Source organism: Deinococcus malanensis (assembly GCF_014647655.1).
Classification (GTDB): Bacteria; Deinococcota; Deinococci; order Deinococcales; family Deinococcaceae; genus Deinococcus; species Deinococcus malanensis.
Window position 1 is genome coordinate 84,366 of record NZ_BMPP01000003.1, and the last position, 26,005, is coordinate 110,370.

The 26,005-nt window shown below is 64.9% G+C and carries 24 protein-coding genes; 15 read left to right on the forward strand and 9 right to left on the reverse strand.

Translation table 11 applies throughout. The features are described from left to right. Window positions 1-143 precede the first annotated feature (143 nt). Entirely contained in the window at window positions 144-2,684 is a 2,541-nt protein-coding gene (gene uvrA, locus IEY49_RS04425; protein WP_189004968.1) for an excinuclease ABC subunit UvrA, read from the forward strand. 54 nt (window positions 2,685-2,738) lie between these two features. Here uvrA and IEY49_RS04430 read toward each other — a convergent pair whose 3' ends face one another. Together IEY49_RS04430 and IEY49_RS04435 are read right to left on the reverse strand one after the other, a co-directional pair. Then, window positions 2,739-3,458 (reverse strand): glycerophosphodiester phosphodiesterase, encoded by a 720-nt coding sequence (locus IEY49_RS04430; RefSeq protein WP_189004969.1) that lies wholly within the window; start codon window positions 3,456-3,458, stop codon window positions 2,739-2,741. 64 nt (window positions 3,459-3,522) lie between these two features. Further along, window positions 3,523-3,936, reverse strand: a complete 414-nt coding sequence (locus IEY49_RS04435) for a response regulator (protein WP_189004970.1) — start codon at window positions 3,934-3,936, stop codon at window positions 3,523-3,525. A gap of 165 nt (window positions 3,937-4,101) precedes the next feature. Between IEY49_RS04435 and IEY49_RS04440 the strand changes: the two genes are divergently transcribed. From IEY49_RS04440 to IEY49_RS04475, 8 genes are read left to right on the forward strand one after another with little or no spacing between them, the layout of a single operon-like run. Further along, window positions 4,102-4,911 (forward strand): SDR family oxidoreductase, encoded by an 810-nt coding sequence (locus IEY49_RS04440; protein WP_189004971.1) that lies wholly within the window; start codon window positions 4,102-4,104, stop codon window positions 4,909-4,911. Continuing rightward, the gene (locus tag IEY49_RS04445) at window positions 4,908-5,366 is read left to right on the forward strand and encodes a MaoC family dehydratase (RefSeq protein WP_189004972.1); all 459 of its coding nucleotides are present in this window, start codon (window positions 4,908-4,910) and stop codon (window positions 5,364-5,366) included. Before IEY49_RS04440 ends, IEY49_RS04445 begins: the two co-directional genes overlap by 4 nt. Before the next feature lie 7 nt (window positions 5,367-5,373). Beyond that, window positions 5,374-5,718, forward strand: coding sequence for a hypothetical protein (locus IEY49_RS04450; protein WP_189004973.1), 345 nt, complete (start codon window positions 5,374-5,376; stop codon window positions 5,716-5,718). Further along, the gene (locus IEY49_RS04455; RefSeq protein ID WP_189004975.1) at window positions 5,715-6,953 is read left to right on the forward strand and encodes an acyl-CoA dehydrogenase family protein; all 1,239 of its coding nucleotides are present in this window, start codon (window positions 5,715-5,717) and stop codon (window positions 6,951-6,953) included. The genes IEY49_RS04450 and IEY49_RS04455 overlap by 4 nt, the downstream gene beginning before the upstream one ends. Before the next feature lies 1 nt (window position 6,954). After that, window positions 6,955-7,755 (forward strand): SDR family oxidoreductase, encoded by an 801-nt coding sequence (locus IEY49_RS04460; protein WP_189004977.1) that lies wholly within the window; start codon window positions 6,955-6,957, stop codon window positions 7,753-7,755. 3 nt (window positions 7,756-7,758) lie between these two features. Beyond that, window positions 7,759-8,553, forward strand: a complete 795-nt coding sequence (locus IEY49_RS04465) for an SDR family oxidoreductase (RefSeq protein WP_189004979.1) — start codon at window positions 7,759-7,761, stop codon at window positions 8,551-8,553. Continuing rightward, window positions 8,550-9,662: a phosphotransferase family protein gene (locus IEY49_RS04470; RefSeq protein WP_189004981.1), complete on the forward strand. Its 1,113-nt coding sequence runs from the start codon at window positions 8,550-8,552 to the stop codon at window positions 9,660-9,662. Before IEY49_RS04465 ends, IEY49_RS04470 begins: the two co-directional genes overlap by 4 nt. Then, window positions 9,655-10,353: a histidine phosphatase family protein gene (locus IEY49_RS04475; RefSeq protein WP_189004983.1), complete on the forward strand. Its 699-nt coding sequence runs from the start codon at window positions 9,655-9,657 to the stop codon at window positions 10,351-10,353. The genes IEY49_RS04470 and IEY49_RS04475 overlap by 8 nt, the downstream gene beginning before the upstream one ends. Before the next feature lie 80 nt (window positions 10,354-10,433). Here the strand turns inward: IEY49_RS04475 and IEY49_RS04480 are convergent, their stop codons facing one another. Continuing rightward, window positions 10,434-10,811, reverse strand: a complete 378-nt coding sequence (locus IEY49_RS04480) for an HU family DNA-binding protein (RefSeq protein ID WP_189004985.1) — start codon at window positions 10,809-10,811, stop codon at window positions 10,434-10,436. 271 nt (window positions 10,812-11,082) lie between these two features. Here IEY49_RS04480 and IEY49_RS04485 point away from each other — a divergent pair, with 271 nt between their 5' ends. Then, on the forward strand, window positions 11,083-12,747 hold the full coding sequence (locus tag IEY49_RS04485) for a long-chain fatty acid--CoA ligase (protein WP_189004987.1): 1,665 nt from the start codon (window positions 11,083-11,085) through the stop codon (window positions 12,745-12,747). A gap of 56 nt (window positions 12,748-12,803) precedes the next feature. Here IEY49_RS04485 and IEY49_RS04490 read toward each other — a convergent pair whose 3' ends face one another. Then, window positions 12,804-13,688 (reverse strand): transglutaminase-like domain-containing protein, encoded by an 885-nt coding sequence (locus IEY49_RS04490; RefSeq protein ID WP_189004989.1) that lies wholly within the window; start codon window positions 13,686-13,688, stop codon window positions 12,804-12,806. A 314-nt stretch (window positions 13,689-14,002) separates the two neighbouring features. On the opposite strand from IEY49_RS04490, the gene IEY49_RS04495 reads away from it, so the two are divergent. The 4 genes from IEY49_RS04495 to IEY49_RS04510 are packed head-to-tail and all read left to right on the forward strand — an operon-like array spanning window position 14,003 to window position 18,371. Next, window positions 14,003-15,835: a circularly permuted type 2 ATP-grasp protein gene (locus tag IEY49_RS04495; protein WP_189004991.1), complete on the forward strand. Its 1,833-nt coding sequence runs from the start codon at window positions 14,003-14,005 to the stop codon at window positions 15,833-15,835. Next, window positions 15,835-16,767 carry an alpha-E domain-containing protein gene (locus tag IEY49_RS04500; RefSeq protein ID WP_189004993.1) on the forward strand — a complete coding sequence of 311 codons (933 nt, stop codon included), beginning with the start codon at window positions 15,835-15,837 and terminating at the stop codon, window positions 16,765-16,767. Before IEY49_RS04495 ends, IEY49_RS04500 begins: the two co-directional genes overlap by 1 nt. 28 nt (window positions 16,768-16,795) lie before the next feature. Next, window positions 16,796-17,644, forward strand: a complete 849-nt coding sequence (locus tag IEY49_RS04505; protein ID WP_189004995.1) for a transglutaminase family protein — start codon at window positions 16,796-16,798, stop codon at window positions 17,642-17,644. A gap of 25 nt (window positions 17,645-17,669) precedes the next feature. Next, a complete protein-coding gene (locus IEY49_RS04510) occupies window positions 17,670-18,371 on the forward strand; it encodes a gamma-glutamyl-gamma-aminobutyrate hydrolase family protein (protein WP_189004997.1) in 702 nt (233 codons plus the stop codon). A 136-nt stretch (window positions 18,372-18,507) separates the two neighbouring features. On the opposite strand, the gene IEY49_RS04515 is transcribed toward IEY49_RS04510, so the two are convergent. Beyond that, window positions 18,508-19,437: an acetamidase/formamidase family protein gene (locus IEY49_RS04515; RefSeq protein WP_189004999.1), complete on the reverse strand. Its 930-nt coding sequence runs from the start codon at window positions 19,435-19,437 to the stop codon at window positions 18,508-18,510. Continuing rightward, window positions 19,434-21,107 (reverse strand): M14 family zinc carboxypeptidase, encoded by a 1,674-nt coding sequence (locus IEY49_RS04520; RefSeq protein ID WP_229780625.1) that lies wholly within the window; start codon window positions 21,105-21,107, stop codon window positions 19,434-19,436. The genes IEY49_RS04515 and IEY49_RS04520 overlap by 4 nt, the downstream gene beginning before the upstream one ends. 1,078 nt (window positions 21,108-22,185) lie before the next feature. On the opposite strand from IEY49_RS04520, the gene IEY49_RS04525 reads away from it, so the two are divergent. Next, entirely contained in the window at window positions 22,186-23,007 is an 822-nt protein-coding gene (locus IEY49_RS04525) for a hypothetical protein (protein ID WP_189005003.1), read from the forward strand. Window positions 23,008-23,296: 289 nt separating this feature from the next. On the opposite strand, the gene pstB is transcribed toward IEY49_RS04525, so the two are convergent. From pstB to pstC, 3 genes are read right to left on the reverse strand one after another with little or no spacing between them, the layout of a single operon-like run. Further along, window positions 23,297-24,055: a phosphate ABC transporter ATP-binding protein PstB gene (gene pstB / locus IEY49_RS04530; protein WP_189005004.1), complete on the reverse strand. Its 759-nt coding sequence runs from the start codon at window positions 24,053-24,055 to the stop codon at window positions 23,297-23,299. A 33-nt stretch (window positions 24,056-24,088) separates the two neighbouring features. Next, complete coding sequence (gene pstA, locus IEY49_RS04535; RefSeq protein WP_189005006.1) at window positions 24,089-24,949, reverse strand: phosphate ABC transporter permease PstA; 861 nt, start codon at window positions 24,947-24,949, stop codon at window positions 24,089-24,091. Beyond that, a complete protein-coding gene (gene pstC, locus IEY49_RS04540; protein WP_189005008.1) occupies window positions 24,946-25,965 on the reverse strand; it encodes a phosphate ABC transporter permease subunit PstC in 1,020 nt (339 codons plus the stop codon). Before pstC ends, pstA begins: the two co-directional genes overlap by 4 nt. Window positions 25,966-26,005: the final 40 nt, after the last annotated feature.

Here is a 26,005-nt window from a genome sequence, read left to right on the forward strand (position 1 = left end):
GGCCCTGGCCAGCGAAAAGGCAGTCTGTCACTGCGGCCGTGCAGGCCGCGGCGCGGTAACCCGCCTGGGCCGAGAGAGGCGGGTCTTTAGCAAATCTCCGGACTGCCGGCTGGAAGCCCGCTTCTGGCCGGATACTCCGGGGCATGACCCCTGGCCGGACCTACGGTGACCCACAGGAAGTTGGCTTCGTGCGTGTCCGTGGCGCGCGCGAGCACAACCTCAAGGACATCTCGGTGGACATCCCACGCGACGCCCTGGTGGTTTTTACCGGCGTTTCGGGTTCCGGCAAGTCGTCACTGGCGTTCGGTACGCTGTACGCCGAGGCGCAGCGGCGGTACCTCGAATCGGTCTCTCCGTACGCGCGGCGGCTGTTCCATCAGCTCGGCGCTCCGGACGTGGACGCCATCGAGGGCCTGCCACCGGCCGTGGCCCTGCAGCAGCAGCGCGGCGCGCCGACTGCTCGTTCCTCAGTGGGAAGCGTCACCACCCTTTCCAACCTGCTGCGCATGCTGTACTCGCGGGCCGGTGACTACCCCCCCGGGCAGCCGATCGTGTACGCCGAGGGCTTCTCGCCCAACACCCCGGAAGGGGCATGTCCGAATTGCCACGGCCTGGGCCGGGTGTACGAGGTGACGGAAGCCTCCATGGTGCCGGACCCGTCGCTGACCATCCGCGAGCGGGCCATTGCGGCCTGGCCCACCGCCTGGGGCGGCCAGAACCAGCGCGACATCCTGGTGACGCTGGGGTACGACGTGGACCGCCCCTGGCGCGAGCTGCCGCAGGAGCAGCGCGACTGGATTCTGTTCACCGACGAGCAGCCGGTGGTGCAGGTCTACCCCGGGCTGACCCCGGAGGAAACGAAACGGGCCCTGAAGCGCAAGCTGGAGCCCAGTTACATGGGCACCTTCTCCAGTGCCCGGCGGCACGTCCTGCACACCTTCGCCACCTCCGAAAGTGCGGCCATGAGAAAGCGGGTCCAGGGGTTCATGCTGAGCACCGAATGCCCGGTCTGTCACGGGAAGCGTCTGCGCCCCGAGGCCCTGACGGTGACCTTCGCTGGAATGGACATTACCGAGTTCTCCCGGCTGCCGCTCAAGGCTGTATCGCAGCTGCTTCAGAGCCATGCACAGGGCGTTTCCACCTCTGCCGACCGATTACACCCTGAGCAGGCCATTGCCCGGCAGCGTCTGGCCCAGGATCTGGAAGCGCGCCTGGAGGTGCTGCTGGACCTGGGGCTGGGCTACCTGTCGCTGGAGCGCGCCACGCCCACCCTGTCGCCGGGCGAGCTGCAGCGCCTGCGGCTGGCCACCCAGCTCTACTCGCACCTGTTCGGTGTGGTGTATGTGCTCGACGAGCCCTCGGCCGGGTTGCATCCGGCCGACACCGAGGCCTTGCTCTCGGCGCTCGACGGCCTCAAGCGGGCCGGCAACTCGCTGTTCGTCGTGGAGCATGACCTGGACGTGGTGCGCCGCGCCGACTGGCTGGTGGACGTCGGGCCGGCGGCCGGAGAGCACGGCGGGCAGATTCTCTACAGTGGTCCGCCAGCAGGACTCCGTGATGTGGATGCCTCCCAGACCGCACGCTACCTGTTCCGCGACGAACGGGCTGGGGCCTGCACACCCCGCGTGCCTTCCGGGTGGCTGGAACTCCGGGGCGTGACCCGCAACAACCTGCAGGCGCTGGACGTGCGCTTCCCGCTGGGTGTGCTGACCAGCGTGACCGGCGTGTCGGGCTCCGGCAAATCCACCCTGGTCAGTCAGGTGCTGGTCGAGACCCTGGCCGCCCGGCTGGGGCATGAACTTCCGGCCGAAACCGAGGACGACGAGCACGCCGAGTCTCGACCAGAACGCCTGGGCAGTCCTGCGCACCTGGCCGGCGACCTCGACCGGGTGAGCCGGCTGGTGCGGGTGGACCAGAAGCCGATCGGCCGTACGCCCCGCAGCAACATGGCCACGTACACTGGCCTGTTCGACCATGTCCGGCGCCTGTTTGCGTCCGCCCCACTGGCGAAAAAACGCCGCTACAATGCCGGGCGCTTTTCCTTCAACGTCAAGGGTGGCCGCTGTGAACACTGCCAGGGAGAAGGCTGGGTCATGGTGGAACTGCTGTTCCTGCCCAGCGTGTATGCGCCCTGCCCGGTGTGCCATGGCGCCCGCTACAACCCCCAGACCCTGGAGGTCGAATATGCAGGGCAGAACATTGCTGGTGTCCTGGGCATGACCGTGGACGCGGCCCGTGAGTTTTTTGCCGGGGAGCCGCCGGTCCGGCGTGCCCTGGACACTCTGGCCGAGGTGGGCCTGGGTTATCTGCGCCTGGGACAACCGGCCACGGAACTCTCGGGTGGTGAGGCCCAGCGGGTCAAGCTGGCCACTGAACTGCAGCGCACGGGCCGGGGCCGCACGGTCTATGTGCTCGATGAACCGACGACAGGACTGCACCCGGCCGACGTCGAGCGGCTGCTGCGGCAGCTGGGGCGGCTGGTAGACTCCGGCCATACGGTGATCACCGTCGAGCATGACTTACAGGTGGTGGTCGGCAGCGACTGGGTCATCGACCTGGGCCCAGGCGCCGGTGACGAAGGTGGCCAGATTGTGACAGTAGGCCCACCCACCCAAGTGGCGCGCAGCGAGGTCAGCCGCACCGCACCCTATCTGCGCCGGGTGCTGGGACCGGAAACCACCTGACAGGGGAGGGGGGTGGGAAGTAAGGGTCCCCGTCGCCCTTGGCTGGAAGTCGCCTCAGGCCCCGATTCGCGGCGCCGCGCGGGCTCCCAGAAGGACATGTGGCAGGTCTCCGATCAGCCCGTCTACGTCCAGGCCGCAGAGCCTGTGCACTTCCGTGACGCTGTTCACGGTCCAGGCATTGACCTGCCAGCCGTGGACACGGGCCTGCGCCATCAGCTGGTGGGTCACCAGGGTATGAACAGGATGCAGCGCCTGACAGCCGGTCCACCGCATCATCAGCGGTATGAGATCCAGCTGCCCCCACCGGTACCCATGGTGAACCAGCAGCGCCCGTGGCACCTCGGGGGCTTCGCGCCGTGCCGCCAGCAGCAACCACGGGTTGAAGGAGCTGACAATCACCTGCCCAGCCAGTCCAAAGGTTCGGATCAGGTCCAGGGTCCGGCCGACCCGGTCGTCTGGTCGTGCGGACTCGAACTTCAATTCCACGTTGACAAAAGCACCCGAATTGGCAGCCCAGGCCAGCGCCTGCGCCAGGGAAGGAATTCCAGACGGCAGCTGGCTGCGCACCAGCGTCGTCAGCGCGCGGCCATCGGGAAGGGCCGCGTCGTGGTGAACCACCAGCGTGCCGTCCAGCAGGCGGCGCACATCCAGCTCGACCCCGTCGAGTCCGGCATCGAGCGCGGCATGAAATCCGCTCAGACTGTTTTCGGGATGCGCTTTGGGAGAGCCGCGGTGCCCCAACAGCAGGGGACGGCGAAATGCGGGTGAGGCCATACCACAGCCTAACGGTCCGGTGTCGGGGCAGGTGCCATGATTTGGCAGCTCCCGCCTGCAGGGCCTAGCTTGATGTCCCAACCACGCGGTTGACCTGCCAGTACGACAGAAACGCCTCTATCTGCGCCAGGAAGCCGCCGAACGAAGGCGCCTTGACCAGATAGGAACTGGCATGCAGCGTGTAGGAGCGTGCCACGTCCTCCTGCGACTGTGAGGTCGAGAGCATCACGACCGGAATCAGGGCCAGCCGGGGATCCGACTTCAGGGCCGCAAGCACCTCGAAGCCGTTCATGCCAGGCATGTTGACGTCCAGCAGCAGCACATCCGGGAGCACGGTGGTGTTCTTCAGGTACTCCAGTGCCTCAGGGCCACTGGGCTGGGTCAGCAGGTGGCAGTCGGCGCAGACCTGCTCAAAGGCCTCCTCCGCCAGAACCCGGTCCTGGGGATTGTCATCTATGAGCAGAATCTGACGCACCATACGCCTTCATATTAACCCCGGCTTCATTTGCTGGGTGTGAGCTTCACTACGTCGTCTCTTCCGCCGGAATATCCCTGTTCGTTCAAAATTGACGCGCACGTACATTTCTCCGTATGCTGGCCGGGCACCGCAATTCAGCCCACTCCCCTGCTCATGGAGGTTCCTATGCCGCCCCAAGAATCCGCGTCCGTGCCGCCTTCGACCCTCAAAAATTTGTTCGACCTGACTGGCCGTGTCGCCCTGATTACCGGCGGATCGCGCGGGCTGGGACTGCAGATGGCCGAGGCGCTGGGCGAATACGGCGCCACTGTGGTCCTGACGGCCCGCAAGCAGCACGAACTCGATGAGGCCCGCACGCACCTGCAGGGCATGGGTATCCAGGCCCATGTGTATGCCGGCGACCTCGGCGACTTCCAGAATATCGAGCCCACTGTGGAGCGCATTCTGGCCGAGGTCGGTCCTATCGACATCCTGGTCAACAACGCCGGGGCCACCTGGGGGGCGCCCACAGCCGAGCACCCCATGGAAGCCTGGATGAAGGTCATGAACGTCAACCTGAACGGAACCTTTCTGCTGACCCAGCAGGTGCTGCGCCGCAGCATGCTCCCCCGTGGCAAGGGGCGGATCATCAATATTGCCAGCGTGGCCGGACTCCAGGGCAACGACCCGCGCATGACGGCGACGCTGGCCTACAACACGTCCAAGGGAGGGCTGGTGAACTTCACCCGCGCTCTGGCGGCCGAGATGGCCGACAAGGGCATCACCGTCAACAGCATCTGCCCCGGCTACTTTCCCACCAAGATGACCAAGGGCACGCTGGCCTACGGCGAGCAGTCCATCCTGGAGCACACGCCCATGCGCCGGCTGGGCGGCGAGCATGACCTCAAGGGCCTGGCCCTGCTGCTGGCCAGTGACGCCAGTGCGTATATGACTGGTCAGAACATCGCTGTCGACGGCGGCATCACGGCCGTATGACCACCCTGACTCCCGCTTCTCTGGCCGACCACATCGGTCAGGAGGTCGCCCTGTCGGAGTGGGTTGAAGTGTCCCAGGAGCGCATCGACGCGTTCGCTGCTTCCACCGGAGACCACCAGTTCATTCATGTGGACCCAGCCAGGGCAGCCGAAGGCCCCTTCGGCACGACCATCGCTCACGGCTTCCTGACGCTTTCCATGCTAGCCGGCGAATTCATGAATACGGGCGGCGCACCGCACATCGAAGGTGCCCGGATGGTGGTCAACTATGGGTTGAACCGGGTGCGGTTCGTCACGCCGGTCCGCTCCGGCACCCGGCTGCGCAACCGGGCAGTCCTGCTCTCGGCCGAGCCCGGCGCCGGGTACCTGCAACTCACGGTGCTGAATACCATCGAGATTGACGGCGAAGCCCGGCCGGCCTGCACCGCCGAAAGCATTTTCCGGGTGTACCTGTGACCCCGGCATGATCCCCGGCACCGTGTACACGCTGGAGCACGGACCCACGCGTCTGGGCACGCTGATCATTACCGGCAGCGACCATCTGGCTGTACATGGACATTTCGAGCCGTGTCCTGAATTCGCCCTATACCGGCCATTGTTCGACGAAGATGCCGCGCTAGCCGAGCAAGTGGCCGGTGACCCCGATCCGGCGCTCCTGATCCGGGCTGAAGCGCTGCTTGACCGCATCCTGGCGCTGGGCCTAGTGCTGCGCAGTGCGCGGGGCACCGGATACCGCGACTTTCTGATCAGTATCGAGGGCAACCACGCCGGTTTCCGGCCCCTGACCCCCGAGGAGGAACCCTTATGACCATGTTTGACGTCTCGCCGCGCGTCCGTGACCTGCACGGGCGCCTCTCGGCCTTCATGGACGCGCACATCTACCCTAACGAGGCCGAGTTCCACCGTCAGGTGAACGAGGGCAACCGCTGGACGCATGTGCAACTGATTGAAGACCTCAAGCCCAGGGCCCAGTCCGAGGGACTGTGGAATCTGTTCCTGCCCCCGGCCAGCGACCCGGAAGGTAAGTATGGCGGGGGCCTGACAAATCTGGAATATGCCCGGCTGTGCGAGGTGATGGGCCAGGTCTGGTGGGCGCCCGAGGTTTTCAACTGCAACGCGCCTGATACCGGCAACATGGAGGTTCTGGCCCGCTACGGCACGCCCGAGCAGAAAGAGCAGTGGCTGGCGCCGCTCCTGAACGGCGAGATCCGCAGCGCCTTTTCCATGACCGAGCCGGAAGTGGCCAGCAGCGACGCCACGAACATTCAGGCGAGCATCGTACGTGAGGGCGACGAATACGTCATCAACGGGCGCAAGTGGTGGACCAGCGGCGCCGGTGACCCGCGCTGTGCCATCAGCATTTTCATGGGCAAGACCGACCCGTCGGCCGAGCGGCACCTGCAGCAGTCCATGATCCTGGTTCCGATGGACACTCCGGGCGTGACCACCGAGCGCATGATGACGGTCTTCGGCTACGACGACGCCCCACACGGTCATGCCGAGATGACCTTCGAAAACGTGCGTGTGCCGGCCAGCAACATGCTGCTGGGCGAGGGCCGCGGCTTCGAAATCGCCCAGGGCCGCCTGGGGCCCGGGCGCATCCACCACTGCATGCGTCTGATCGGGCAGGCTGAGCGCGCCCTGGGGCTGATGGTCCAGCGGTCCTCGCAGCGCGTCGCGTTCGGCAAACCCCTGGCCGGGCACCAGCACGTGCGCGAGGCGATTGCCCACAGCCGTATGGAGATCGACCAAGCCCGGCTGCTGACCCTGCAGGCCGCCCACATGATGGACACCGTGGGCAACAAGGAGGCGCGCGGTCAGATCGCGGCCATCAAGGTGGTAGCACCGAACGTCGCGCTGAAGGTTATCGACCGGGCCATTCAGATCTTCGGCGGCGCCGGGGTCAGCCAGGACACTCCATTGGCCATGATGTACGCCCAGGCCCGCACCTTGCGGCTCGCCGACGGCCCGGACATCGTGCACACCGAGACGGTGGCCAAAGAAGAGCTGCGGCGCCAGGGCGTGAGCCTGCGGAGAGGCTGAGATGACATTTCAGGCACGCGTGGTGGTGGTCACCGGTTCGGCGTCCGGCATCGGGCTGGCCCTGGCGACCCGCTTTGCGGAGGAAGGTGCGGTGGTGGTCGCCTCTGACCTGAATGCCGAGCAGGGCGCACTGAGAGCCGCCGACATTGGTGCACGGTTCGTTCCTGCCGACGTGGGCCAGGAAGCAGGCGTCCAGGGCCTGATTCAGAACGTCCTGGCCACCGAGGGCCGCATCGACGTGTTCTGTTCCAATGCCGGCATCGCGGTAGGTAACGGTCTGGAGCCGCTCGACCGGCTGTGGGACCTGAGCTGGCGGGTCAACGTCATGAGCCACGTCTGGGCGGCGAGACATCTGCTGCCCCACATGCTGGAGCGCGGAGAAGGAACGTTGCTGAACACCGTTTCGGCGGCTGGTCTGCTGACCGAAGTGCATTCGGCGCCCTACGCCGTGACCAAGCATGAGGCGATGGCGTTCGCGGAATGGCTGGCCATCACCTACGGTGACCGCGGCATCCAGGTGGCGGCGCTGTGCCCGGAATGGGTGCAGACTCCCCTGATCGAGAACGCACCGCACCTGCAGGAGGCCGCCATCAGTGCCGAGGAGGTGGCCCGCGCCGCCCTGGACGGACTGCAGCAGGGACAGTTCCTGATTACCACCCATCCGATGACCCTCAAGGCGTTCCAGTCCCGCGCCAACACCCACGACCGCTGGCTGGGTCGGGTGCGCATGCTGGCGCAGCAGACACAAGAACAGCTCGCGGGACGCGAGGCGTTCCCGGACAAGTACACCCAGGGGGAGTAAGACATGGACTTTCAGAACAAGGTGATTGTGGTGACCGGCGCGGCCTCGGGCATCGGGCTCGCGCTGGCCACCCGTTTCGTGGCCGAGGGAGCCACGGTCGTGGCCTCTGACCGCAACGAACAGGTGGGCGCACTGAAGGCGCAGGAAATCGGCGCGCGGTTCGTGGGGGCTGATGTGGGCCAGGAAGCAGGCGTGCAGGGCCTGATCGAGAACGTGCTGGCCGCCGAGGGCCGCATCGACCTGTTCTGCTCCAATGCCGGCATCGCCATCGGCGAAGGTCCCGAGACCGAGGACCGTCACTGGGACCTGATTCAGCGGGTCAACCTCATGAGCCACGTCTGGGCTGCCCGCCACCTGCTGCCCCACATGCTGGAGCGTGGGGACGGCTACCTGCTGAACACCGCCTCGGCCGCCGGTCTGCTGACCGAACTGCACTCCGCGCCCTACGCGGTCACCAAGCACGCCGCGCTGGCCTTTGCGGAGTGGCTGGCCATCACCTACGGTGAACGTGGCATCAAGGTCGCCTGCCTGTGCCCGGAAGGCGTGTGGACGCCCATGATCCAGAACGCCCCGATCCTGCAGCAGACGGCCATCAGCACCGACGAACTGGTCGAAAAGACGCTGGCGGTGCTGCGCGCCGACGGCTTCCTGATCACCACCCACGAGACCACCCTGAAGTCGTTTCAGAACAAGGCCAACAACTACGACGAGTGGATCAGCAAGATGCGGCACCTGCGCACCAAGGCCATGGCGCTGCTCTCAGGCCACGCGGCCTACAGCGGGGATGCCCGGCCGTGACCCGCCCCGACTCCGCGCCCATGCGCCCCGGCGAGGAGCTCCCCCTGGACCGGCTGCGTGAGGTCCTGCGTGGCCGCCTGGCCGGCGATGTGGAGGCCCTGAGCGCCGAGCAGTTTCCAGGAGGCTTTTCCAACCTGACCTACCTGCTGCGCCTGGGCGAACAGGAATACGTGCTGCGCCGCGCGCCGCTGGGTCCCGTGGCCAGGGGCGCACATGACATGGCCCGCGAGTACCACCTCCTGGAGCGCATTCATCCGGTGCTGCCGGTCGCTCCGCGCCCGGAAGTGCTGATCGAGGACCCGGAGGTGCTGGGGACCCCTTTCTACCTGATGGAGCGCCGCCGTGGCGAGGTGGTGCGCTCGTCACTGCCGGCCGCGTTCGCCGCGAACCCCGACGCTCCCCGGCAGCTCTCGGAGGCGCTGGTGGACACCCTGGCGGACCTGCACGCCGTGGATATCGACGCGGCAGGTCTGCGCGCCATCGGGCGCCCCGAAGGCTTTAACGGCCGGCAGGTCCAGGGCTGGGCCGGCCGCTGGCGCCGGGCGCGGGAACTCCTGCAGCACAGCGGTGACCTGCCTCCGCCCGCCGAGTTGCACGACGAGGATGTCATCGGCTGGCTGGAGGCCCACACGCCGCCTGAAAGCGCCCATACCCTGGTGCATAACGATTTCAAGCTCGACAACCTGATGCTTGATCCGGCTGATTCCTCCCGGGTGGTGGCACTGCTGGACTGGGAGATGACCACCGTGGGCGACCCGCTGGTGGACCTGGGCCTGACCCTGACCTACTGGACCATGCCCGAGCAGCCGGGAGGGGCCAGCAACCGGATTGGTGCCGCTGGCGCGGACCAGGGTTATCTGAGCCGTGAGGCGTTTATCGCCCGCTACGCGCAGCGCAGTGGCCGGCCCGTGACGCCTGAATCGGTCACCTGGTACGAGGTACTGGGCCACTTCAAGCTGGCAGTCATCGTGCTTCAGATCTTCGCGCGCTACCGCGCCGGTCAGACCAGCGATCCCCGCTTTGCACCGCTGGCCGCCCAGGCCGAGTGGCTGATCCGGGAGGCCTGGAGCCGCATTCAGACGTTGCCCGTCGTGGAAGCCCATGAGTGAGCTGATTCTGGTCCGCCACGGACAGGCCACGCCTTTCGAGGCTGACACTGACAGGCTCTCACCGCTGGGCGAGGCTCAGGCAAGGGCGGTGGGCGCAGCCCTCAGCGCTGAGGGGGTCACGCCCACGCACGCTCTGCACGGACCCCTGGTCCGCCAGCGGCGGACCGCTGAGCTGGCCGGTGCGGCCGACTGGCCGGCGCCCCGTGAGGACGCCCGGCTGGCCGAATACGACGGTGACGGGCTGATCCGCACGCTGGCTCCCGTACTTGCCGCACGCGACCCGGAGTTCGCCGCGCTTGGCGAGACCTTTGCGGCGCAGCAGGGGGGAGGACCAGAACGCAACCGCGCTTTCCAGAAGTACCTCGAAGCGCTGGCGGCCGAGTGGCAGGCGGGGACCATCACCCACCCGGAGGTCGAGGGCTGGGACGCGTTCCGGGCGCGTGTGCGCGCGGCCATGAGTGACGTGCTGAAGCTGCCGCCCGGGAGCACGGTGGTGGCCTTTACCAGTGGCGGCGTGATCGGCCTGAGCGTTGCCCTGGCCCTGGGTGCCCCCGACAGCGCCGCCCTCGCGCTGAACTGGCGGGTCCGTAACGGCAGCGTCACGCGGTTTACTTTCGGAGGCGGCAGGATCAGTCTGGATTCCTTCAACGAGATTCATCACCTGGAAGTGGCGCTGAGGTCCTGGCGGTGAGTGTCGGCACACCGCTGATTCCAGCACAAAAAAGTGTCCCCACCCTGCTGGGCGGGGACAGGTTCAGGCCAAGCCTGGGCTTACAGGTTGCCCTTGAGGGTGCTGGCGACCTTGAAGGCCACCTTCTTACCGGCGGGAATCTGGATCTTCTCGCTGGTGCCGGGGCGCACGCCGGTGCGGGCGGCGGTCTGCTTGACGCTCAGGGTCCCGAGGCCGGGCATGCCGACGCTCTTGCCTTCACGCAGGGCGCCCACGATGCTCTCCAGCATGGTGCTGACCGCTTCCTCGCTCTGCTTCTTGGTCAGGCCGGTGCGGTCGGCGACCAGTTCCACGAGCTGGGTCTTGGCGACCTTGTTGCTCTCAGCGGCCACAGCACCCTTCTTGGGGGCAGCCTTGGCGCTGGCAGCGGGCTTCTTGGCGGGGGCTTTCGCAGACTTTTTCGTCATGGTGAGCAGCATGACATATCCCTTTCCCGCTGTGAAGGGGGTCGGAACCAGCCAAGCCCGGCCAGCACGTCCTTTCCGCGTAGAAGTTCTGAGAAATGCCGTCCAGTACGCATTTTTGCCTCCGTAGCCAGGAATCGCGTCTGGCACGGGAAAACCTTAACCGTCGTGTTGCACCCCGGTCCGCACCGCACCTGTGCAGGCCGTGAGCTACACTTCTGACCACGCACAATCTCGTTTCCGCCTGCTCAGGCGGCCTTGCAGCTCTTTTTCAGGAGGTCCTGTCATGACTGATTCCACGGCACCCACCCGTTACTGGCCCCCCCACAAGCCCCGCACCCTGACGCTGCCGCAGACCGGCCTGATGCACAACCTGCGGGTGACCTCGGACCGTTACCCCTACAAGACGGCGCTGTGGCATTACGGACGCAGCGTCACGTACCGCGAACTCCGCGAGCAGGCCGAACGTCTCGCCGGTCATCTGGCCAGCCAGGGCGTCGGCAAGGGAGACCGGGTGGCCGTCTGGATGCAGAACAGCCCGGCCTGGGCCGTCAGCGCCTTCGCGGCGTGGCACCTGGGCGCGGTGGTCGTACCGCTGGCGCCCATGCTGCAGGCGCGTGAATTCGGCTTCTTCCTGCAGGATGCCGGAATCCGGGTGGGCATCGTGGGTGCCGAACTCTACGAGAAGGCCAAGCAGGCCGGTCTCGGCCACGTCGTGTCCGCCAACATCATGCTCGGCACCGACCGCGAGACCGCGCGCATCCCCCTGCCCGAGGGCCTGGATGTCAATCCCACGCTGCAACCCGGCGACGTGACCCTGGAAGACGCCTTGCAGCACGCCGCCGCGCCTGCGGCCGACGTCAGCAGAGACGACCTGTGCGTCATGCCGTATACCTCCGGAACCACCGGTCTGCCCAAAGGCTGCATGCACACCCACGGCAGCGTACAGGCCAACGTGTTCGGAGCGGGCGTGTGGGTGGACGGCAATGTCGAGGACCGCTCGCTGGCGGCGCTGCCGTTCTTCCATGTGACCGGCTTCGTCAACAGCCTGCTGACCATGATGAACGCGGGTGGGACGGTCTACATCATGTCGCGCTGGGACCGGGACGCTGCGCGGCAGCTGATCCGCGATCACCAGATCACGCTGTGGACCAACACGCCCACCATGATCGTGGACCTGATGGCCTCCCCCACCTTTGACCCCGCCGACCTGAAAAGCGTCCGCAACATCACCGGCGGTGGCGCGAGCCTGCCCGAGGCGATCGGACAGCGGCTTCTGGACCTGACCGGGATCAAGTACATCGAGGGCTACGGTCTGACCGAGACCATGGCCCAGTCGCACACCAACCCCAAGGACCGACAGAAGCTGCAGTGCATGGGCATTCCGCTGTTCAACGTGGACGCCCGCATCATGGACCTCGACAGCGGCACCGAACTTCCGGCCGGGCAGGTGGGTGAAGTGATCATTCACGGGCCACAGGTCATGCAGGGCTACTGGAACCGCCCCGACGACACGGCCAACGCCTTTATCACCATCGACGGCAAGGCCTTTTTCCGTACTGGCGACCTGGGGTACATGGACGACGAGGGCTACTTCTTCTTCACCGACCGTATCAAGCGCATGGTGAACGTCTCGGGCATGAAGGTCTGGCCCGCAGAAGTGGAAAACAAGCTGCACGACCACCCGGCGGTGCAGGAAGCCTGTGTGATCGCCCTGCCTGACGAGCGCACGGGTGAGCGCGCCCAGGCCCTGATTGTGCTCAAGGCCGGCCATCAGGTCACGGCCGAGGAACTCCAGGACTGGGCCCGCGAGCAGATGGCGACCTACAAGGTCCCGCGCGATTACAAGTTCGTCGAGAGCCTGCCGCGCAGCCCCACCGGCAAGGTGGCGTGGCGCCAGCTGCAGGAGCAGGCTCGCGCGCAGCTGCAGGGAGGGACGTCGGCAGGCTGAGGAAGCTGTACGTATGCGTGAGCCCCGGTCCCGTGCCGGGGCTCATGTGCTGGGGCTCAGTATCTTGCCTGGGGCGGCTGCCACACGTCAGGCAGCGCCGTGCCGGGCTCGACCTGATCTGCCCACACCTGCATGCGCGTCAGCCGGGCCGGGCCAAAGCTGGTGGTAAAGGCCACATCCGCAGCGTCACGACCAGAAGCGATCAGCACCCGGCCAGTCCGCGGCTTGTTGTGCCGGGCATCAAAGGTCCGCCAGGCACCGTCGATCCAGGCCTCGAACCAAGCATGGAAGTCCATGGGAGTCGGTGTGGCGGGCACTCCGATGTCTCCCAGGTAACCACACACGTAGCGTGCGGGTATGTTCAGCGCCCGGCAGAAGGCCACGCCCATGTGGGCAAAATCCCGGCAGACGGCACGCCCGCTCATATATGCCTGCTGGGCGGTGGTACTTGAATTGCTGGCCGCGCCGTACATGCACGCCCCATGAAGATGATCGCTGATGGCCTGCACCTGCGCCCAGCCGCCCTGGATCTGACCGAAGCGCTCCCAGGCCTCGTTGGAGATCAGGTCGGAATCGACGTAGCGGCTGGGCAGCAGAAACTGCAGAACCTCATCGGGCAGATCTTCGACGGGCGTTTTCGGCAGGTCCGGCCACTGGGGGTCGCTGTGAGCAGAGACCTCGACGATGGCATCCTGCCCGATCTCCAGCACCTGACCCACGCCCAGCACACGCCATACCGTATTGCCGAATGAATCGGTGTAACGGCTCCACTGTCCCACACCACGTGAGCTGTCGAGGAGTTCTGTTTTGTGCACGATCCGCTGGCCGCTCTGGTTCCCCGGCTCAACCACGAACAGCATTGGAGTGGGATACGGCAGATCGAAGGTGAGCTGGAAGCCCACCCGGACATGCATCAGATTCAGGGATTCGGCGCTGGACATGACACATCTTCTCAGAGCAGGGCAGTGATGTCTGTGGGCAACCTTTCTGATGGCTCCACCCTTCTCAAACGCAGTGCCTCGCCACACCCGAATCTGCCCGTACCCTGCATATAAAGTATTTATATCCAAAACACTGCATAACAACGCGGAAGGCCAAATGATCACCGGACGATGAAGAGGCGATCGAAGGCAGATAGGGGCAGCGAAAATGGGACGGCAGACATCATCGGTCAGTTATTGTGGCTGATCAGGACGTATAAAAAACCAGACCTTCGTTGAATGGGATATTCTTGGTCTTACGCGGGGGTACAGCAATGGAGCAGTACGACCAGGGGACAGCATTTTTCGACGAGATGTTTACTCCGCACGGGCAGGTCAGGCCCCACTACGAGGGCGTACTGTCATACTTCCGGCGCCTGGGGACAACCGAATTTCAGCGCCGTCAGGCCCTGATGGATCTGGCATTCCGCAATCAGGGCATCACCTTCACCGTCTATGGTGACAGTGCGGGGGTGGAGCGGACATTTCCCTTCGATCCGGTGCCGCGGATCATTCCGGCTTCCGAATGGGCCGCGCTTGAAGCCGGTCTGACCCAGCGGGTTCAGGCCCTGAATGCATTTTTGCGGGACATCTACAGTGACGCTCAGATCCTGAAAGACGGCGTCATTCCTGCCGAGCTGGTCTACACTTCCAGTAACTTCCGCCGGGAGGTCCACGGTCTTCAGGTTCCTCTGGGCATCTACACCCACGTCGTCGGCAGTGACCTGATCCGTGACGAGCAGGGCCGGTATCTGGTACTGGAAGACAACCTGCGCTCGCCCAGCGGAGTCAGCTACCTGCTGGCCAACCGGCAGGCCATGACCCGCATCTTCCCTGGCATGTTCGAACGCCAGGGCGTGCGGACCGTGCATCACTACACCACGGCGCTGCAGCGCGTGCTGAGCTCACTCAGCCCACGGGCTCCCGAGGCCACCGTGGTCGTCCTGACGCCGGGGATGTATAACAGCGCCTATTTCGAGCACGCCTACCTCGCCCAGCAGATGGGTGTCGAACTGGTCGAGGGCCGTGACCTGTTCGTCGACAGCGGCCGCGTGTGGATGCGGACGACGTCCGGCCGGACGCAGGTCGACGTGATCTACCGCCGGATCGACGACGACTTCCTGGACCCCCTGACCTTCCGCCGGGATTCGGCGCTGGGCGTTCCCGGTCTGGTGGAGGTCTACCGCCAGGGGCGGGTGGCCATCGCCAATGCGATCGGAGCCGGTGTGGCCGACGACAAGGCCGTGTATGCCTACGTGCCGCGTATGATCGAGTACTACCTGGGTGAACGTCCGCTGCTGGACAACGTGCCCACCTTCCTGGGATGGAACCCCGACCATCTGGCGCACATCCTGGAGAACGCAGCCGAACTGGTGATCAAGGCAGTGGGAGAAGCGGGTGGCTACGGCATGTTGATCGGCCCGGCAGCCACCACAGCCGAGACCGAGGAATTCCTGAACAACGTGCGCGAGAATCCCCGCAATTACATTGCCCAGCCAGTGATCGGACTTTCACGGCATCCCACCTTCTATCCGGACGCGGCGAGGTTCGAACCGGCACACGTCGACCTGCGGCCCTACATCCTGGTGGGACAGGAAGTCACGATCGTGCCAGGCGGGTTGACACGGGTCGCGTTGCGGCGCGGCTCGCTGGTCGTGAATTCCTCGCAGGGGGGCGGCAGCAAGGACACCTGGGTCCTGAACCACGACGGTCCCGCTCCTGCCCGGATTCAGCAGCAGTACCAGGGAGCCACCGAGCTTCATAAGGTGACGCCTTCCGGGACAGCCGCATTACCGCCGGAACCTCAGACTGGCAGCGTGCAGGCCCAGACGTCCAGCGAAATGACGCAGACGCCCGGTGGAATGACGCAGACGCTCGGCGGAATGACGCAGACGCTCGGCGGAATGACGCAGAGCCAGTCGGAAGGTGGGGGACAGGCTCAGAGCCCGGACGCAGTGTCCACCGCGGCCGGCCAACACCAGTGGCATGGAGCCACGGAGGAGCCCCGGGCGGCCCATCCCCCGGGCGCCAAGGACAACGGGCAGACGGACGGGGGCACCCCTGGGGCCAGCCGCGCCGGGCAGCCGCGCCCGGAAGGAGAAGTCTGATGCTGTCGCGCCTTGCGGAATCGCTCTACTGGATTGGCCGGTACATGGAACGGGCGGAAAATACCGCGCGCCTGCTGACCGTCAACTACTACGCCACCCTGGAGACCAGCGGTCAGGTTAGTGAGGAATGGGGACCGCTGCTGGATATTTCCGGCAGCAAGGACAATTTTGCCCGTTTCCATGGGCGTGCAGACGGGCGCACCGTTCCCGCGTGGCTGGCGTTTGACCGCAACAATCCGTCAAGTGTGTCGTCGAGCCTGGCCCGCGCCCGTGAAAACGCCCGTGGACTGCGTGACCGCATTCCGTCGGAAATGTGGGAGTGCCTCAACCGCGCCTATTATGACCTGTGCTTCCAGAATGAAGAGGTGCTGGACCGCGACGGTCTGTTCGAGTTCTGCAGCGCCGCCCGCGACACCAGCCAGTTCTTTTTCGGCATAGCCTTCGCCACGCTGCCCAGAGATGAGGGCTGGCTGTTCATGCGGGCCGGTCAGATGCTCGAGCGCGGCGACAACGTGCTGAGACTGGTGCAGACCCGCTACCGGAGTCACGCCGCAGATCCTGCGCAGATGGCCGTGCACAACCACCGCTGGATCGCGGTCCTGAAAACCGCTTCGGCGTACGAGGCCTACCGAAAATGTAACCATGCCAACACCAGCCCCCGGACCATCGCCGAGTTTCTGCTGCTGGACGCGGCATTTCCACGCAGCGTGCGCTACAGCGGTGAGAACCTGCACGACGCTCTGGAAGGCATCGACCGGATCCACCCGGGGGCCCACCCGGCGCTGCTGCGTGAAGCTAAATGGTTGCTCGCGCGGCTTGATCACGCGACCGTCGAGGAGCTCATCGAACGCGATCAGGCCCAGCTCGATACGCTGCTGACCGATTTCAACCGCATCGGCTCGGCAATCTCCACCTCGTATTTCACGGTCTGAGCCGACCTGTACTGCCCGCTGGAGGGTCATGCGCGCCGATATCCGTCACCTCACCGAGTACCGTTACGCGGAGCCCGCCTGGGACTCGTTTAACGAGGTGCGCCTTTCCCCGGAAGTCAGCGCCCGCCAGGATCTGAGGAGCTTTCACCTGGTGGTCCGCCCCGAAGCCAGCTTGGTGACCACCCACCGGGACTATTTCGGATCACTCATTCACCATGTACACGTTCACGAGCGCCATCAGGTGCTGCGCATTGAGGCGCAGGCGCTAGTGGACACCCGTCCGCTGGCGCCCCTGGAAGCGGCGCCGTTCTCGGCACTTGATAACCTGCGGGGCGAGTTCACCGAGTTTCTGGTCTCCAGCCCGCGGGTGCCGTCAGGCCGCTGGCCGCAGGTGTTCGGGGTCCAGGGACCCCAGCCGCACGAGGACCTCAGCGCCTTTATGGTCGGCCTGACCACCCAGCTGCACAGGCAATTCAGTTACTCGCCGGGAGCCACTAGTGTCGGCACCACGCTTGAGCAGTTTGCCCGTGATCAGCGGGGCGTGTGCCAGGACTATACCCACGCGATGCTCGGGATCTGCCGGACCCTGGGAATTCCGGCACGTTACGTCAGTGGCTACCTGTATTCCGGTGGCGAGATGATCGGCGCCGATGCCACTCACGCCTGGATTGAGGCCCTGATTCCCGGGCACGGCTGGATCGGGTTTGACCCGACCAACGACATGCTGGCCGGCGAGAAGCACATCAAAATCGGCCATGGCCGTGACTATCCGGATGTGTCGCCGGTCCGCGGGACCTACTACGGCGGCGGCGGAGAAGCCACCCTGAACGTGGAGGTGCGGGTATATGCTGACCCGCCGGGCGGGAGCTCCGGTTGATGCCTGGGCCGCATATGCTGCTGCTATGTCTGCACGTCCCCTGATTGGCCTGAGCACCTCACAACCCCAGGAGGCCGCCCTGGGCCGACTATTCAACGGCACGTCGCGCCGCTATGCCGAGGGTGTGGAGGCGGTCGGCGGCCTGCCCCTGCTGCTGCCCACCCTGAGTGATCTGGCCGAAACCTACGCCGCAAAGGTGGACGCGGTGCTGCTGACCGGTGGGGTCGACGTTCATCCCCGTCATTTCGGTGAGGTTCCCAAGCGTGGTCTGGGCGACATCGATGAGGAACGCGACGCCTTCGAGACCGCGCTGTACCGGGCCACGCGCGCGCTGGGCAAGCCGGTGTTCGGCATCTGCCGGGGCGTGCAGATGATCAACGTGCTTGAAGGCGGCACCCTCTGGCAGCACCTGCCCGACGCCGCCGAGTACTGGGTGGACCACACCCAGGTGGCCCGTCCCCCTGCGCTGGGTCATGAGGTGACCTTCTCGTCCGGTACCCACCTGCACGCCACCCACGGCGAGCGCTCCCACGTAAATTCCTATCACCATCAGGCGCTTAGACAGCTGGCCCCAACCCTGCGCGTGGCGGCCACGGCTCCCGACGGGCTGATCGAGGCGGTGGAGGGCGACGGCCTGATCGCCGTGCAGTGGCACCCCGAAATGCTGCTGCCGGCCCATCCGCATGCACTGGGCACCTTTCAGGCCTTTATGCGGCTGCTCCCATAAATGCCTGAGGCAACTCCTGCCCGAGAGAGGCGGGGGCGCCCGGTAACCCGAAGCTGCTTGCTTCCAGCTAGGGATGCGGCGGGCGTCCCAGTCAGGGCTCCTCCGGGAAGATGCTGGTTCAGGGGCTGGCCGGCAGTCAGGCGAAGACAGCCCGCGGGAAGTACATGCTCACCAGCCAGTTCGGTGCGTCCACGATCTCACTGATTCGCAGGTCGGCGGCGACGCTACACAACAGATAGGCATCGTCCGGAGCCAGCCGGTACTCGCGGCCCAGGTGATCGATCATCGCGCGCACGGCGTCGCGCGACGCCTCGTACAGATCAGCGCCTATCCCGGTGGTGACGTCGTACCCTTGCTCGTCGATATGCCGGGTGACGGGCCCGGCCGTCCGGAAGCGGGGCCCGCTGAAATTTGCCTCCTTGAGCAAAGAAAAACGCAGGGTAACGCGCATGGCAGATTCGATCGCCGTACCACAGACCTCGCCATCACCTTGAGCGGCGTGCGTATCACCCACGCTGAACAGGCCGCCCTCGACCTCCACCGGCAGCCACAATCGGGTCCCCGCTGTCAGGTCACGGATGTCCATATTCCCGCCGACGCGGCGGGGAGGCACAATCGAGTGCATGCCAGACTCCGCAGGGGCATTGCCGATAGTCCCGGCAAACGGCCGGACAGGTACGCGGATTCCAGGCAGAAACTCCGCGTGGGTCTGCGTATAGGTCCACGTTTTGAGATACGGCTCGGGGAATTCATCGGCCAGCAACCCGAAGCCGGGAATGTTCGCGGTCCAGCCCACTCCGGAGGGAACAAACTCAAGGATGTCCACCACCAGGGCGTCTCCTGGCCCGGCGCCCTCAATGAGTACCGGGCCCGACACTGGATTGAGCAGCCCGAAGTCGAGCCTGCGCAAATCGTTGCTGACGGCAGCCGCACCGATCTGGCCGCCGCTGGCCTCCAGGACGTCGAACTCGATCGTGTCACCCGGCAGGGCCACGATGGCTGGAGGCAGCGCATTGTTCCAGCCGTGATGGTGGTCGTGGATGGTGCATTTTGGCGTGGAGGTCATTTGTTCACCTGCAGGTGGTGTGAGACGGCCGCCGCGCACACCGTCAGGTGGGCCTTCACGAACATGCGGAACGGGGCGCCATAGATCGTTTCATCGGGCGCTTCGGTGATGACGGTGATCGGACACAGGGCCGCTGGCTGCTCTGTGAGGATAAACGGCATGCCGTGAATCAGCTCGTAATGCGGCTTGAGGTTATGCGCCGAGCTTGCCCTGAGGGCCCGGGCAGCGTGCCCGGCAACCTCGGGGTCCAGGGCGAGCCTCTGTGCGATGGCTTCGGCCATCCTTCTGGCAGGCACCTCATGACCGGGCCAGTGCCAGAGAATGGTGATAAACCCAGCCGGAAGGGCCCAGGACTCGAACCCATGTGGGGCGTACCCGCTGAACGGCCGGACCCATTCGTGTGAGGGATACCCGTGCAGGTTGAGGTGCAGGGAAGCGCCGGTCTCCTTCTGGGCCCAGGCCCGTGCCCGCGCCTCCCAGCGGGGCCGACCCTGACGCAGACGCGATTCCAGGTCGTCTCCCAGAGACGTGTAGCGCGCCGCATGATGCATGTGCTCAGGGGCGATCTGTGTCAGCGCGCGGTGCAGGGAAGCGCCGTCCGGGTTTTCCAGCGGAATGACCGCAAAGTTGGCTGTCGTGGACGCGAGTTCCGTGATGAATTCGAGCGCCGCCACGGGTCCCGTAGTTTCGTTGGCGTGCTGGCCTGCAGTCACCAGAACGCCGTCCGGGGTGCCCGGAGTAGCCCGCAGGACGACTGGGATGGGCCGTCCGTCCATGCTGTGGGCTGGAACGTGCCATTCCAGGCTGTGTTGCTTGGCCAGGGTCTGGGCGGAGGCCCAGGTCCGGGCAGGCGGTGAGGGCCGGTCCAGCAGGACACCCCTGATGCCGCCGTCTGCCGGTAGACCCGGGTCCACCGGTGAGCTTTCCTGCGGCGCGTCCCCCCATTCAGTGAGGCTGACACGCGCCAGGCCATCCTGGCCGGGGGTTGCCCTGGCCACCGGGACGATGCGTCCGGGAGTGAGATGCCGGGCACTGACCGGCGTGGACGTGTGCCGCTTCAGGGCGTCCATGGTGCCGAAATAAATCTCCTCGGTCAGGGCCTCGGTCATGCTGATTCGCTCATTGAGGACGTCCAGTGCGAGGTCCGGCTCGGAGAGGTGAAGGTGAACCGAGAGGTTTTTAAACACCAGGCCGTCGTCACGCTGGTCCGCCAATTCGAGGATCGCCGGCAGGACCGTGGCGTTGTACCAGTCCCAGAACAGTTCGCCGTCGGTGGGAACCGGCTGATCGTGCGCTGTGACGGAACCGGCACGCACGGTCAACCAGCCGGTCGGGGCAAGGACCGTGCGCCCGTCAGGCGACTGCCGCTCCGCCAGGGGCGTGAAGCATGATCCCTGCCACAGCTGCTGGGAACCCCTCCACAGGGTCGCTTGGTAGAGAGGCAGGCTGTCAGTGCCCGCGACGAACTCCGCGAGCAGCCCTTCACGCTCGAACACCGCGGCGAGCGGGTAGGCTTCCTGCAGGAAACGGCCAGGATTTGCGCCAGGAAGCACGGGGTATGTGAGGGTGATACGGTCTGCCTGGGCCCGCCGCCAGAGAGGCTGCACCTCCTCCGTGACCCAGAAGTAGGCCGTTTTGTAGGCACTGCGGACCCGGACGGTACGGGGCACCGTGCCACCGCGGAGCATCGTCTCCCTGAGCCACAGACGCATATCTGGAGACTCCGAGACGTACGCGAGAATGCTTTGCGGCCCCTCAGCAGGGCCAACGGCCTGCAGCTGAGCAAGCAGGCGCTGACCTTCCCAGGGGAAGTGCTGTGTCCAGGTGTGTTTCTGCCCGCGCTGTGTCGGCTGGCCCTCGTGATCGAGGAGAGGACTGAACTGTAGGTTTGTATCAGAGGATTTCATCTGCGCCTGCCTTGTAGGTCAAGATGGTCATGCAACCAGTTCCCCAGCAGATTGAAGCCCAGGACCGTAAGGGTAATCGCGACACAGGGAAACATGGACACCCACCAGGGGGTTGAAGGTTAGGTGCGGCCATCGGCAAGCATTCCATCTCAGAACGGGATCTGCAGGTCCACCCCTGAGCCGCTGGGCTACGCATTCGTGTACTACGGGCGCCTCGCAGCCCAGCATGTACTCAGCCTCAGGGCGAAGCTGCACAGTTTGGCTGACTGTAGGGTGGCGAGGAGCCAGTGCGCCAAACCCCTGGGAATCTGCTGCAGGTCGCAGATGTCGTGCAGACTCAGCGAAGAATGTTCGGTAAAAGATCAAGCAGATCCAGCGGTTTGAGCACGGTTTGGTTGACGTATGCCGTTCCCCTCCTGCTCGTTCCAAATTATGGAACGCCACTCCAAGATTTGTGTGACCTGCCCATGCTATTCCTACCCCAGGAGCTCTGCAAATGGTCCAGGAGCATCGAAGCTTTCATGAACATATGAAGAAAGTGCGTGCCGTCCGGACAAAGTGCTGACCATAGACGGGAGAGGTGTTGACCGCGTCACACGGGCTATGGATGACCGGGAAAGCCTCACCCTCTAGACACAGGGCCTACCTTCGGGTTCTTTAGGGTGCGCGCTCAATTCCAGGAACGACTGGATCCATGGAACATTGCTTTGGGCGTCTGGGCTTCTGAACTACGCAGGGAGATTGAAGACACACGGCCACCGCTGCCGCACGCACTTTCCCCCTATAGTCGCGGACAGATGAATATCCGCCCGAACGACTCCCTGCCGCCCCTGGTGTTGATGTGAGGAATCTGCTTGTCCTCACTGACCTGCATTACCAGACCAACAGCCGGAACTATTCCGCTGAGGACCTGTACCTGACAGAGGAATTACAGAAATCGTTTCATGTGGCGCTGTGCCATCCCAGACACAGTGAGGCCTTTGAGGACAGTGCCGACGTGATTCTGTTTCGCAATGCTGGGCCGGTCGCGGCTTACGCACGTGAATACGAGTTGTTTACGGCAAGAATGTCTGCAAGGAACTGCGCGGTGTTCAACTCATTGGACGGCAAGGGCGACATGAAAGGCAAGCAGTACCTTGTAGACCTCACAAGGCAGCACTATCCCGTGATCCCCACGGTAAATGGTCTCGCCGAGCTTGACCTCCTGCCGGACAGCGACCGGTACCTTACCAAACCCATGAATGGCGCCGATTCTCATGGAATCAGAGTTGCTGCGAAGCAGGAGTTGCTGACCTTCGGGAACCTGCCATCCGGAACACTGATCCAGCCATGGGTGGATTTCGAGTACGAAGTGTCGTTCTATTACCTCAACGATGTGTTCCAGTACGCACTGTACACTGCGGACAAGCGCCGGCGCTGGGCGCTGGAGTTGTACCGTCCCTCGCCGGACGACCTGGCGTTCTCCAGGCTGTTTATCGAATGGAATGCCATGAAGCACGGGATTCAAAGGGTGGACGCCTGCCGCACCCCAGATGGTCGCCTGCTGCTGGTGGAACACGAGGACCTGAATCCTTTTCTGTCCCTGGACCTGCTGGACGACGAAACCAGACGGAACTTCGTGGGCACGCTGGTTGAGGCGCTCAGGGCCCTCATTCCGGAGTGAGGGCTGAAGCCCGTGAACACGATTGGTCCGGAGCACTGTGGTGGTCGCTCTGAGTGAGGCCGATCATCCACAGCGGGGCGTCGGCCTGCACGCTGCAGATGCGATGATGCAGCAAGGCAACATCGAAGTTGAAGGGGCCTCGTCGCGTTCCTGAGAGCGCATGAAGCATTGGTGCGCCGTCGGTCAATGATTTTTCAGTGCAACACTGTGTAGCTACGACAAAACCTTCAGCTTGCAGTGGGCGACATGACACGTCATGTCGCCCACTGCGCAATCAGCCCCGCGGCTCTCAGCCGAAGCGGCCCGACACATAAGCTTCGGTCCGCTCGTCCTGGGGCGCCTGGAATATCTGTGCGGTCGCGCCGTGCTCGACCATGTCACCCACCAGGAAGAACGAGGTGGTGTCGCTGACGCGCGCCGCCTGATGCATGTTGTGCGTCACGATCACGATGGTGGTGACCTTTTTCAGGTCGGTCATCAGGTCCTCAATGCGGGCCGTGCTGGCGGGGTCAAGCGCACTGGTCGGCTCATCCATCAGCAGGATCTCGGGCTCGACGGCCAGCGCACGGGCAATGCACAGCCGTTGCTGCTGCCCGCCCGACAGACCCGTGGCCGGCGAGGAGAGGCGGTCCTTGACCTCATCCCACAGCGCCGCACCGCGCAGGGAGCGCTCGGCAACCTCCATCAGCTGTCGGCGATCCCGCATGCCAGCGAGCTTCAGGCCCGCCACCACGTTGTCGAACACACTCATGGTGGGGAAGGGGTTGGGCTTTTGAAACACCATGCCCACGCGCCGGCGCATGGCCACCGGATCGACGCCGGGCTCGTAGACGTCCTGACCGTCCAGCACAATCCGGCCGGTGACCCGCGCTCCGGGGGTCAGGTCATGCATGCGGTTGATGGCGCGCAGGAACGTGGTCTTGCCACAACCCGACGGGCCGATCAGGGCATTGACGGTGCCGCGGGCAAATTCCAGGTTGACGTTTTTCACGGCTTGTTTGTCGCCGTAGAAGATGCTGACGTCGTTGGCGGTGAGCAGGGGGGTCATGGGTTGGTCAGGGCTCCTTGAATGGGGGTACGGTCAGCGGCGGCTGAAGCGGCGCGCCAGCAGACTGGTGACGAAAATCAGGGTGATCAGCAGCAGGGCGCCGGCCTTGGCCATGCGCTGGTTCTCGTCGTAGGCACTGGTCGCACCACGGTAAATCTCCAGGGGGAGTGCGCTCATGGGTTCCAGCGGGTTCAGGTTCACGTTGGGGTTGCCGAAAGCAGTAAAGAGCAGCGGAGCGGCCTCGCCAGCCACGCGGGCAAGCGCCAGCATCACGCCGGTCACGATGCCACCGGTGGCGGCAGGAAGCACGATCTTCAGGATAACCAGCCACTGCGGGAGTCCCAGGGCCAGCCCCGCCTCGCGCACGGTGTGCGGCACCAGCTTGAGGACCTCCTCGGTGGTGCGCACCACGATGGGGATCATCAGGAAGCCCAGCGCCAGCGCCCCGGCCAGCCCGGAGAATCCGAAGGTCAGCACGATCAGACCGTAGGCGACCAGGCCCATCACGATGGCGGGAATGCCGGCCAGTACGTCGCTCAGCATGCGGATGGTGGGCATCAGCGGGTGGCGGGGATACTCGGCCAGGAAGATGCCGCCGGCCACTCCTACCAGTACCCCGATCACGCTTGCCATACCCAGCATGGTCAGGCTACCGGTGATGGCGTTCAGAAGGCCGCCGCCCGTCTCGCCCTCAGGGGCGGGCGTCTTGGTAAAGAAGTCGGCATTCAGCGCACCGACGCCCTCGCGCAGCAGGTAGGCGAAAATCAGAATCAGCGGAGCCACGACCAGCAGGGTGGCCAGCAGAATCAGTGCGCCCATCAGCAGGTTCTTGATTCTCCGGGCCGGCGAGAGCAGGACCTTGTTCGCCCGGGGAGCAGTCGCGGCGCGCATCATTTGATTCCCTGGGGCGTCAGGCGCGCGATAACCAGCCGGGCCACGTAGTTGACGAGCACACTCACGAAGAACAGGGCAAAGCCCAGGGTTACCACACTGGAGCGGTGTAGCGTTTCCTGCGCGTCACCGAACTGGTTGGCGATGACGCTGGCCATGGTGCTGGCGTTGCCCCAGATGCTTTTCAGGATGTCCTGGCTGTCGCCAATGACCATGGCCACCGCCAGCGTCTCGCCCAGCGCACGTCCCAGCGCCAGGATCACACCGCCCAGGATGCCTGCCCGGGCGTAGGGCAGGATCGCGCGGCTGATCACTTCCCACTTGGTGGCGCCCAGCGCATACATCGCCTCGCGCTGGTCCTGCGGCACCAGCCGGATCACGTCGCGTGCCACCGACGCGGTATAAGGCAGGATCATGACCGTCAGGATCACGATGGCCAGCGCCAGGCCGCGTCCGCTGGCACTGGACGGCACGAAGAAGCACTGCAGCGTGGTCTGGTTGTTGTTCCACAGGTCCTGGCAGCGGGTCAGCAGTTGGAGGTTTTCCGGGTTGACGAAGAAGGTGGTCTGCCAGCGTCCCAGGATCGGTGCAACTACGAACAGCGCCCACAGCCCGTACACCACGCTGGGCACCGCCGCCAGCAGCTCGATCAGGTAGCCGACCGGATTGGCCAGCCATTTCGGCGCGTATTCGGCCACGAACAGGGCACTGGCGATAGCCAGTGGCACGCTGATGGCCAGCGCGACCAGGCTGGTCACCAGGGTGCCGGCAATCATCGCGGCGGCCCCGAACTGGCTGTTGACCGGGTTCCAGGTCCGCTGTGTGAAGAATTCAAGGCCGAAACGCTGCAGGGCCGGCCAGGATTCCTTGCCCAACAGGTAGAGGCTCAGCACGAACACCAGCACGATGACGCTGGCCAGCGCCAGAATCAGCAGTTCGAATGCCCGGTCACTGCGGCTGGACAGCCGGGCACGGGACGGTGGTGTCGTGGTGGGGCGGGGGTTGATGGGTTGGGTCATGGGCGTGTGGTCCCCTCCGGAGTGGGTGCCTACAGTTCAT